The following is a 6,365-nucleotide window of genomic DNA, read 5'->3' as shown; positions in this document are numbered from 1 at the left end:
CTTGGAGTCGCGGACGGGGACGATGCCGTGCGGGGCGGCGAGGTTGGTGGCGACCTCGACGCACTGGCCGCCATTGTTGCTGTACGAGGACGTGAACCAGCGGGGTTTTTCGGTCTCGGTCGTCACGGGTGCCCCTTCGTGGACGGTCAGTTCACCGATGCGGATGCTGCGACTCACGGCTCTTGATACCCAGGACGGAGGCGGTGGACGCGTCGTCGTGAGCGGTGCGGTCATGATCCGGTCCGCCGCTCCGGGCAGAGCACGTCGGGTGCGCTGCGGTTCGGGGAGCAGGTCACCAGGGCGACGGAGTGGAAGACCGTGCCGTTGAGGTAGTGGCCGAGGGACAGGTCTCCGCCCCACGCGAGCCGTTCGACCGCCGCCCTGACGAGGAGGACCAGCCTCGTCGCCTCCCGGTCCTGCGCGGAGGCGAACCGGGGCGCGAACTCGGTGAGTTGTCGCCCCAGCCACGCGCCGGCCTCCTTGGGCTCCTCCCAGGTGCCCCGGATCGTCGAGGCCGGTTTCATGAGCCAGTGCGCCGTCTGGATCGGCGGTACGTCGGAGGCCGGGAACACGGCCACCGCCTCCCGGTACCGCTCGTGCACGTCCTGCTCGCTGGTCGCCGTCGGCGCCTGGCCCGGGGGCCTGCGGATGCTCTCCTTGTCGAACGTCCGCTTCTCCCCGAGCCAGGCGTAGCCGTGGTGGTGCACGGCGGCTCAGGCGGAGAGGTCGAAGCGGTCGGGGTCGATGCCCGCCGCGTCCAGCTCGGCCGTCGTGAACCGCAACGGCTCGGCGTCGGGGCGCTTGCTGTCGCCCAGGGCCCAGGTGTCCGGCCCGATCCGCGCGAGGGTGACGCACGATTCGCCGTCGGGGTGGGTGTTGCCGCCGCAGGCCTTGGAGAACTCGGCGTCGTTGATGGGGAGCCTGTACAGGTCGGTCATTTCCTGTTCCCTTTCCGGTCCATGATGAGCCCTGGGTGGGCCGTTCCCGCCCTTTCGAGGGCGGCCGATGGAAATGGTGTCCGGTGAGGGAGATGAGTTCTAGTAGCTTTCCCGATTCTGCAAGAATTCGTCCCGAATCTCTGCGAGGAGGGTCCTCATGTCATCGCCGGAAACAGCAGTACTGCTGAATCCTCCGAATTTCTCGACGTACTGGGCGACATCCTGAGGGTCGGTCACGATGATCTCCGCGTGCACGGTCTCGACAGTTACGGAGCGGTCGTCCCGGATAACGAAAGAGTGGTTCGGGATATCGTGCTTCCGCCCACTGAGCGGAACAACGCGTATGTCCACGTTCGGCAGGCGAGAGATTGATGCCAGTCGGTCGAGCTGTACGACCATGAGTGCGGGAGGGACGATCAACCAGCGCAATACGGGTTCGGTGATAGTGAACTGGAGCGTCTTGGTCTCGTCGTACAGCACCTCCTGTCGCTCGATACGGACACTTGCTGTTCGGCGGACTGTCTCCTCGGTCAGATCCTTGTAGCGGGACAGGACGGCCTTGATGTACTCGGGCGTCTGAAGCAATCCGGGCACCAGAGCGGGCTGGAAAAGGCGCAGCAGGTTCATCCGGGTTTCCATGTCCCGGAGATGTTGCTGTGCCTTATGGAGACCCGCCCGCTGGATCAGACGCCATGCCGTGGCTTCTGTCGCGGCAGCACGGGCGGCATCCATGTACTCCGCCTTGACGTCCTCCGAGACGCCGATCGCCGTCATGATGCGGTCGACGTCTTCCGCGCTCGGAGAGATTTTTCCCGTTTCGATCCTGCTGAGCTTGCTCGGTGACATGACGGCACTGCGGGCCACGGTTTTGGCCTCCTTACCGGAGGCGTTCCGCAGTATCCGCAGTGCGACGCCCAGCTCGGACCGGTTCACTGGCCGTGTTCTGCCCACCAGTCGGAGAAGGGAACGGCGTGAGCGAGTGCTGTGTCCCTGATCGCGACGAACCTCTCGGCCTGCTCAGGGGGAAGCGTGTCGGCTCCGATGAACCCACCGTCATCGGTGTAGCTCATGGGGGCTGCGGTGACGGAGTCGAACAGCCAGAAATCTCCTACGTCACCCAGGGGGCTGGGTCGCTCGGTCACATCCAGGATGAAGAATTCCTCACCGGCCGTCATGTTCGTGGTGTAGCCCCAGCCCAGTTCGTACCGCAGATAGGGCGTGAGCGGGCGTGATACCACGTGCACGCGGTACATCCTCCGTCCGGCGTCGACATGCTTGCGTACCTCGTCGAGCCAGTCGGAGTTGTAGCCCTGAGGCTTCGGCTGCCCGTCGAGGAACAGCCGGTAAGCGTCCGCGTTGCCTGACCGGCCGTAATCGTCGAGCGTTTCCAGCCGGAACGCCTCATGCGTGAAGTCGTCGAACATGTCTCCCAGAGTCTTAGGCACTGATCTGGTCTCCGAACGCTTTGCGGATCAGTTCCATGGGGATCTCTACGAGAGTTTCGTGGGCCGGAATGGTGAGCCCATGGCCTGTCGGAGTCTCGCCCTGAACGAGGATGGTGTCTCGATCCGTCTTGTAGATGGTCGGGCAGTTCTTCTTCTCGCAGGTTGTCGCCAGCACGTTCACCTTCACAGGCGTTCCCCTCGGCCGGTGGTGATGTTCCTCTCGATGGTTCCGGTCTGCGGAGCCCCGGAGCAAGACCTTCTGGTTTCCGGAACGGGAAACTGGGGCGCTGCTCACTGCTCGGACGACGCCGAAGCCCCACCGCGCGTGCACGGTGGGGCTGTTGTTCTGTCGGCTCGGGCGGCTCAGACGGTGCCGAAGTCTCCGGCCCGGACGCCGGCCACGAACGTGGTGAACGCGGTGGCGGGGACGGTGAGGGCCGGGCCGGTCGGGTTCTTGGAGTCGCGGACGGGGACGATGCCGTGCGGGGCGGCGAGGTTGGTGGCGACCTCGACGCACGCGCCGCCATTGTCGCTGTAGGAGGACGTGAACCAACGGGGGGTCTCGGTTGTCACTGGATGCCCTTTCGCAACTGCCTGAACATGTCTACGGACGCGGCCTGGGAGGGCGCTACCGCCTGCATCTGATGGTAGGCCGTCAGATGCGGCACCACCGAGCCACTTTCACGCTCCAGATAGCCCTGCTGCGCCGACTCCGCGTACGACATCAGCGAGCGGTCGGGCAGGGTCAGGATGTAGACCGGCAGGTTGAACGGGCGGAGTTCGCCCATGTCGAAGGTCGCTACCTGAATCACCGTGTTGGGCTGCTCGGCGAACTCGATCAGCCGGTCCATCTGGGCCTTCATGACCTCCGGTCCGCCGACCGGCCTGCGGATGCAGCTCTCGTCCAGCATCGCGAAGACCAGCGGCGGCTTCTCCCGGACCAGGGCCGCCTGTCGTTCCGCGACCAGCGCGACCCGTTCCTGTGCCTGGTCGGCGGTGATGGCCTGTCGTCTGACGGCGCTGTCGGCGAGGACCCTGGCGTACTCCGGGGTCTGGAGCAGGCCCGGCATGACGCCGACCTCGTACAGCCGGATCTCCGCCGCCCGGCGCTCGTAGTTGAGGAACTCCGGGAAGCCCTCCAGCAGGCTGCCGTGCTTGATCTGGCTCAGCTCGCGCTCGAACGACGCCTCGGTGCCGGTAAGGCCCAGCGCCCGGTCCGTACTACGCGAAAAGCGCAAGGTCGCGAGTTTGCGACCAGTTTCCACGGACGAGATGTGCGTGCTGGAGTAGCCGTTGTGCTTGCCCAGCTCCTCCTGCGTCCAGCCTCGCTTCTCCCGTAACTCGCGCAGACGCGCACCGTAGGCCGCCTGCGCGGAGCTTTCCGGGTTCAAATCCTTGATGTTCACCGGCCCCGCCCCCGATCTTCCGTGCCGAATAGGCAAGTTGAATGACTTCTCACGGTAGGTCACGCTGAATCGCCCCGGTAGTCATACGGCTACAGAGAGGAGCGATAGGTGTACGGCGAGAACGTTTGCCCGAACGCGCAGCAGCCTCCCGAACTCCCGGCCCTCGGCGCGCTCATGGTGGACACCGGTCACGGTGACCGTGTGGGCGAGTTCCGTGGGGTCGCCGGCGCCCGCTGGTCGCTGCGGCCCGTGGGCGGCGGGGTCGAGTGGGAGGCCGAGCCACACCTCGTCCGGCCCGCGCTCCTCATAGAGCAGCTCCGAGCCAGGACCGCCCGGCTCAACGCCCGCAGCCGGGGCGAGGTCCTGTGAACGACCGGCAGCGGCACACCACTTGGTACGTCGCCGAGAGCCACGGCGGCGACGCGGCGCGGTCCGTGCGGCTCGGCGGGGTCCTCGTACCGACGCGGCGGCTGGCGCTGCGCTGGCTGCGGCGGCAGGCCCGGCGCTTCGCGGACGCGCTCGACCCGGACCCGTACACCCCATGGGTTCCGAGCCGTGCGCTGTACCCGGTCGGCGCGGCCGGCCGACGCGACGCACCGGCCGAACTCCGTTCCTGGGTGACCAGTTTCCGTGAGCACGACTACGCGCTGGGGCGGCTCGCGGACGGGCTGCCGTACGAGTTCGTCGCCCGGGACGCCACGGCCTGGTACGGGCTCGTCATGCGCCCGCTGGTCGCCGCCGCCCGCACCCCTTCCCCTTCTCACTGGCAAGGATGAGCGCCATGTTGCAGTGCACCGCCTTCACCGAACTCCCCGAGATGGGCGCGCGGGTCGCGCTCATGGGCCTGGAGGATGAGCCCGGCGAGGCGACGGAAGCCCCAGAACTGGACGACTTCCTGCTGTGCGAGCTCGGCGAGCACGAGGAGGGGGTCGAACACGCGGCCCAGCTCCCGTCGGTGTCGGCTTCCGGCGGGCGTGACCTGTGGATGTTCTGGAGGGAGGGCGACGGACGCCGGAAGTTCCGGTTCAAGGAACTGCTGCCGTGCCCGGCCGTCATCCACCGGCTGTCCGTCAAGGACGGCGAAGCCTGCGTGCTGTACGACCGGCACCCGGCCGCGCACTCCTGGGACGTCACGGATCCGCTCGCCGATCTGATGGCGGAGCGGATCCGGGAGGACGTACGGCGCGACCGGGACGGCGGCGGGGCCGCCTAGTGCTGCTTGTGGTGCTGCTTGCGGCCGACGGTGTTCCGGAGGCTTCCGGTGAGCGTGCCGGTCTCCGCACATCTGCCGATCGGCAGATGTGCGGAGGGGGCCGCGCGCGACAGCCTTGATCTTCCGACGGCAGATGCAGAGACAGATGCCGCGAGACCAGGGGGAGTTCGTCATGCCTGACACCGTCACCGGAACGTCCGCCGAAACGCCCGCCGAGGCCGTGGGGAGGGCCGCCCCGGACGTCGGGCCACGGCGTCGGCGCTGGTGGTGGTCCCGGTGGCCGGACCTGGCCGGACATCTGGCGGTCGCGTGGTCCGCGCTCTACGGGGCGGCGGCGCTGTACTGGGCCCTGGGCGGCGACGGCTACCCCTTCCAGCGGGTCGACGAGGACCGTTCGTCGGGGTCGATCCTGGAGCCGAGCCGGGCCGAGGCGGTCGCCCCGGTGCTGGCCGTGTTCTGCGCCCTCGGTGTGGTCGCCGGACTGCTGATGGTGAGGAAGCTCGGGACCGGCCGGGTCCGCAAGGCCCTCCTCGGCTACGGGTGGGTCGCCGGTATCGCCCTGACCCTCCTGATCCCCGACTACTCGCTGCTCGGTCTGCTCGCGTTCTCGCCGGTGCTGCTCGTGTTCGTCTTCACCGGGGTGCCGGGGCCGCAGGACATGGGCGACATCCTGTACTGGCACCGCGGGAACCTGATGATCGTCTTCATCGGCGGGCTGCTGTGGGCCGCCGCGACGCTCGCGTACCAGCGGCGCACCGGCGGGCGGTGCGTCCACTGCGGCCGGGCCCCGCACGGATCGGGACGGCGGAGTGACCCCGTCAGGCTGCGGACCTGGGGGCGCCGGGCGGTCTGGGTGGCCGTGCTCTCGACCCTCCCGTACGACATCACCCGTATCGCCTGGTACTTCGACGTGCCGCTCGGCATCACCGACGCGTTCCTGAAGGAGATGCGGGACACGCCGAACATGCTGGAGATCGGGCTTGGGCTGGGCGTGGTGTCGACCCTGGGCAGCCTGCTGATGCACGGGCTGATCGCCAGGTGGGGCGAGGTGTGGCCGCGCTGGGTGTGGTGGAAGAAGGGGCGGACGATCCACCCGGCCACCGCCGTCGTCCCGGCCGGGTTCGTCGCGGTGGTGCTCATTCCGGGCGGGCTGATGGCGGTGCGCGGCTTCGAGCTCGGCTCATGGGGCGTCACGGGGCCCGCGATCCTCTGGGTGGTGTGGGGCGCGGCGCTGGGCGCCGCCACCTGTCTGTACTACCTGCGTCGCCGTGGCGCCTGCCGCGGCTGCGGGCAGGGGTGACCCGGATCCGGTGCGAGGCGAGCGGGTGGGGCGGGCCTGGGCGGCCTTCGGCCTGCCGTCAGC

Annotated in this window: 12 protein-coding genes; 4 read left to right on the top strand and 8 right to left on the bottom strand. The window is 68.2% G+C overall.

Annotated features, from left to right (window positions below; translation table 11 throughout):
- The 8 genes from G3I54_RS17695 to G3I54_RS17660 form a co-directional block, all read right to left on the bottom strand.
- Positions 1–126: DUF397 domain-containing protein (locus G3I54_RS17695; protein WP_164615811.1), on the bottom strand; the 126-nt coding region annotated here is incomplete at its 3' end.
- 104 nt (positions 127–230) lie between these two features.
- Entirely contained in the window at positions 231–707 is a 477-nt protein-coding gene (locus G3I54_RS17690; protein ID WP_164611501.1) for a hypothetical protein, read from the bottom strand.
- A gap of 6 nt (positions 708–713) precedes the next feature.
- Positions 714–938 (bottom strand): DUF397 domain-containing protein, encoded by a 225-nt coding sequence (locus G3I54_RS17685; protein ID WP_164615809.1) that lies wholly within the window; start codon positions 936–938, stop codon positions 714–716.
- 99 nt (positions 939–1,037) lie between these two features.
- Entirely contained in the window at positions 1,038–1,871 is an 834-nt protein-coding gene (locus G3I54_RS17680) for a helix-turn-helix transcriptional regulator (RefSeq protein ID WP_164615807.1), read from the bottom strand.
- Positions 1,868–2,362, bottom strand: a complete 495-nt coding sequence (locus tag G3I54_RS17675) for a DUF6879 family protein (protein ID WP_164615805.1) — start codon at positions 2,360–2,362, stop codon at positions 1,868–1,870. The genes G3I54_RS17680 and G3I54_RS17675 overlap by 4 nt, the downstream gene beginning before the upstream one ends.
- Before the next feature lie 13 nt (positions 2,363–2,375).
- Positions 2,376–2,570, bottom strand: coding sequence for a hypothetical protein (locus tag G3I54_RS17670; protein ID WP_103538656.1), 195 nt, complete (start codon positions 2,568–2,570; stop codon positions 2,376–2,378).
- A gap of 176 nt (positions 2,571–2,746) precedes the next feature.
- A complete protein-coding gene (locus G3I54_RS17665) occupies positions 2,747–2,956 on the bottom strand; it encodes a DUF397 domain-containing protein (protein ID WP_164615803.1) in 210 nt (69 codons plus the stop codon).
- Positions 2,953–3,789: a helix-turn-helix transcriptional regulator gene (locus tag G3I54_RS17660; RefSeq protein WP_164615800.1), complete on the bottom strand. Its 837-nt coding sequence runs from the start codon at positions 3,787–3,789 to the stop codon at positions 2,953–2,955. The genes G3I54_RS17665 and G3I54_RS17660 overlap by 4 nt, the downstream gene beginning before the upstream one ends.
- Positions 3,790–3,897: 108 nt before the next feature.
- Between G3I54_RS17660 and G3I54_RS17655 the strand changes: the two genes are divergently transcribed.
- The 4 genes from G3I54_RS17655 to G3I54_RS17640 all read left to right on the top strand — a co-directional run bounded on the left by G3I54_RS17655 (position 3,898) and on the right by G3I54_RS17640 (position 6,302).
- Entirely contained in the window at positions 3,898–4,158 is a 261-nt protein-coding gene (locus G3I54_RS17655; protein WP_164615798.1) for a hypothetical protein, read from the top strand.
- A complete protein-coding gene (locus G3I54_RS17650) occupies positions 4,155–4,565 on the top strand; it encodes a hypothetical protein (protein WP_164615795.1) in 411 nt (136 codons plus the stop codon). Before G3I54_RS17655 ends, G3I54_RS17650 begins: the two co-directional genes overlap by 4 nt.
- 5 nt (positions 4,566–4,570) lie before the next feature.
- Positions 4,571–5,002 (top strand): hypothetical protein, encoded by a 432-nt coding sequence (locus G3I54_RS17645; protein WP_164615793.1) that lies wholly within the window; start codon positions 4,571–4,573, stop codon positions 5,000–5,002.
- Between the two features lie 172 nt (positions 5,003–5,174).
- Entirely contained in the window at positions 5,175–6,302 is a 1,128-nt protein-coding gene (locus tag G3I54_RS17640) for an NYN domain-containing protein (protein ID WP_164615791.1), read from the top strand.
- Positions 6,303–6,365: the final 63 nt, after the last annotated feature.

The organism is Streptomyces sp. SID14515, from assembly GCF_010548505.1.
Taxonomy (GTDB): Bacteria; Actinomycetota; Actinomycetes; order Streptomycetales; family Streptomycetaceae; genus Streptomyces; species Streptomyces caviscabies.
This window is presented reverse-complemented; position numbering and strand designations above follow the sequence as displayed.

What these genes read in the sequence shown, in the direction of transcription:
- G3I54_RS17685 (WP_164615809.1), bottom strand. Translation starts at nt 938, where the DNA reads ATGACCGACCTGTACAGGCTCCCCATCAACGACGCCGAGTTCTCCAAG.
- G3I54_RS17675 (WP_164615805.1), bottom strand. Translation starts at nt 2,362, where the DNA reads ATGTTCGACGACTTCACGCATGAGGCGTTCCGGCTGGAAACGCTCGAC.
- G3I54_RS17645 (WP_164615793.1), top strand. Translation starts at nt 4,571, where the DNA reads ATGTTGCAGTGCACCGCCTTCACCGAACTCCCCGAGATGGGCGCGCGG.
- G3I54_RS17640 (WP_164615791.1), top strand. Translation starts at nt 5,175, where the DNA reads ATGCCTGACACCGTCACCGGAACGTCCGCCGAAACGCCCGCCGAGGCC.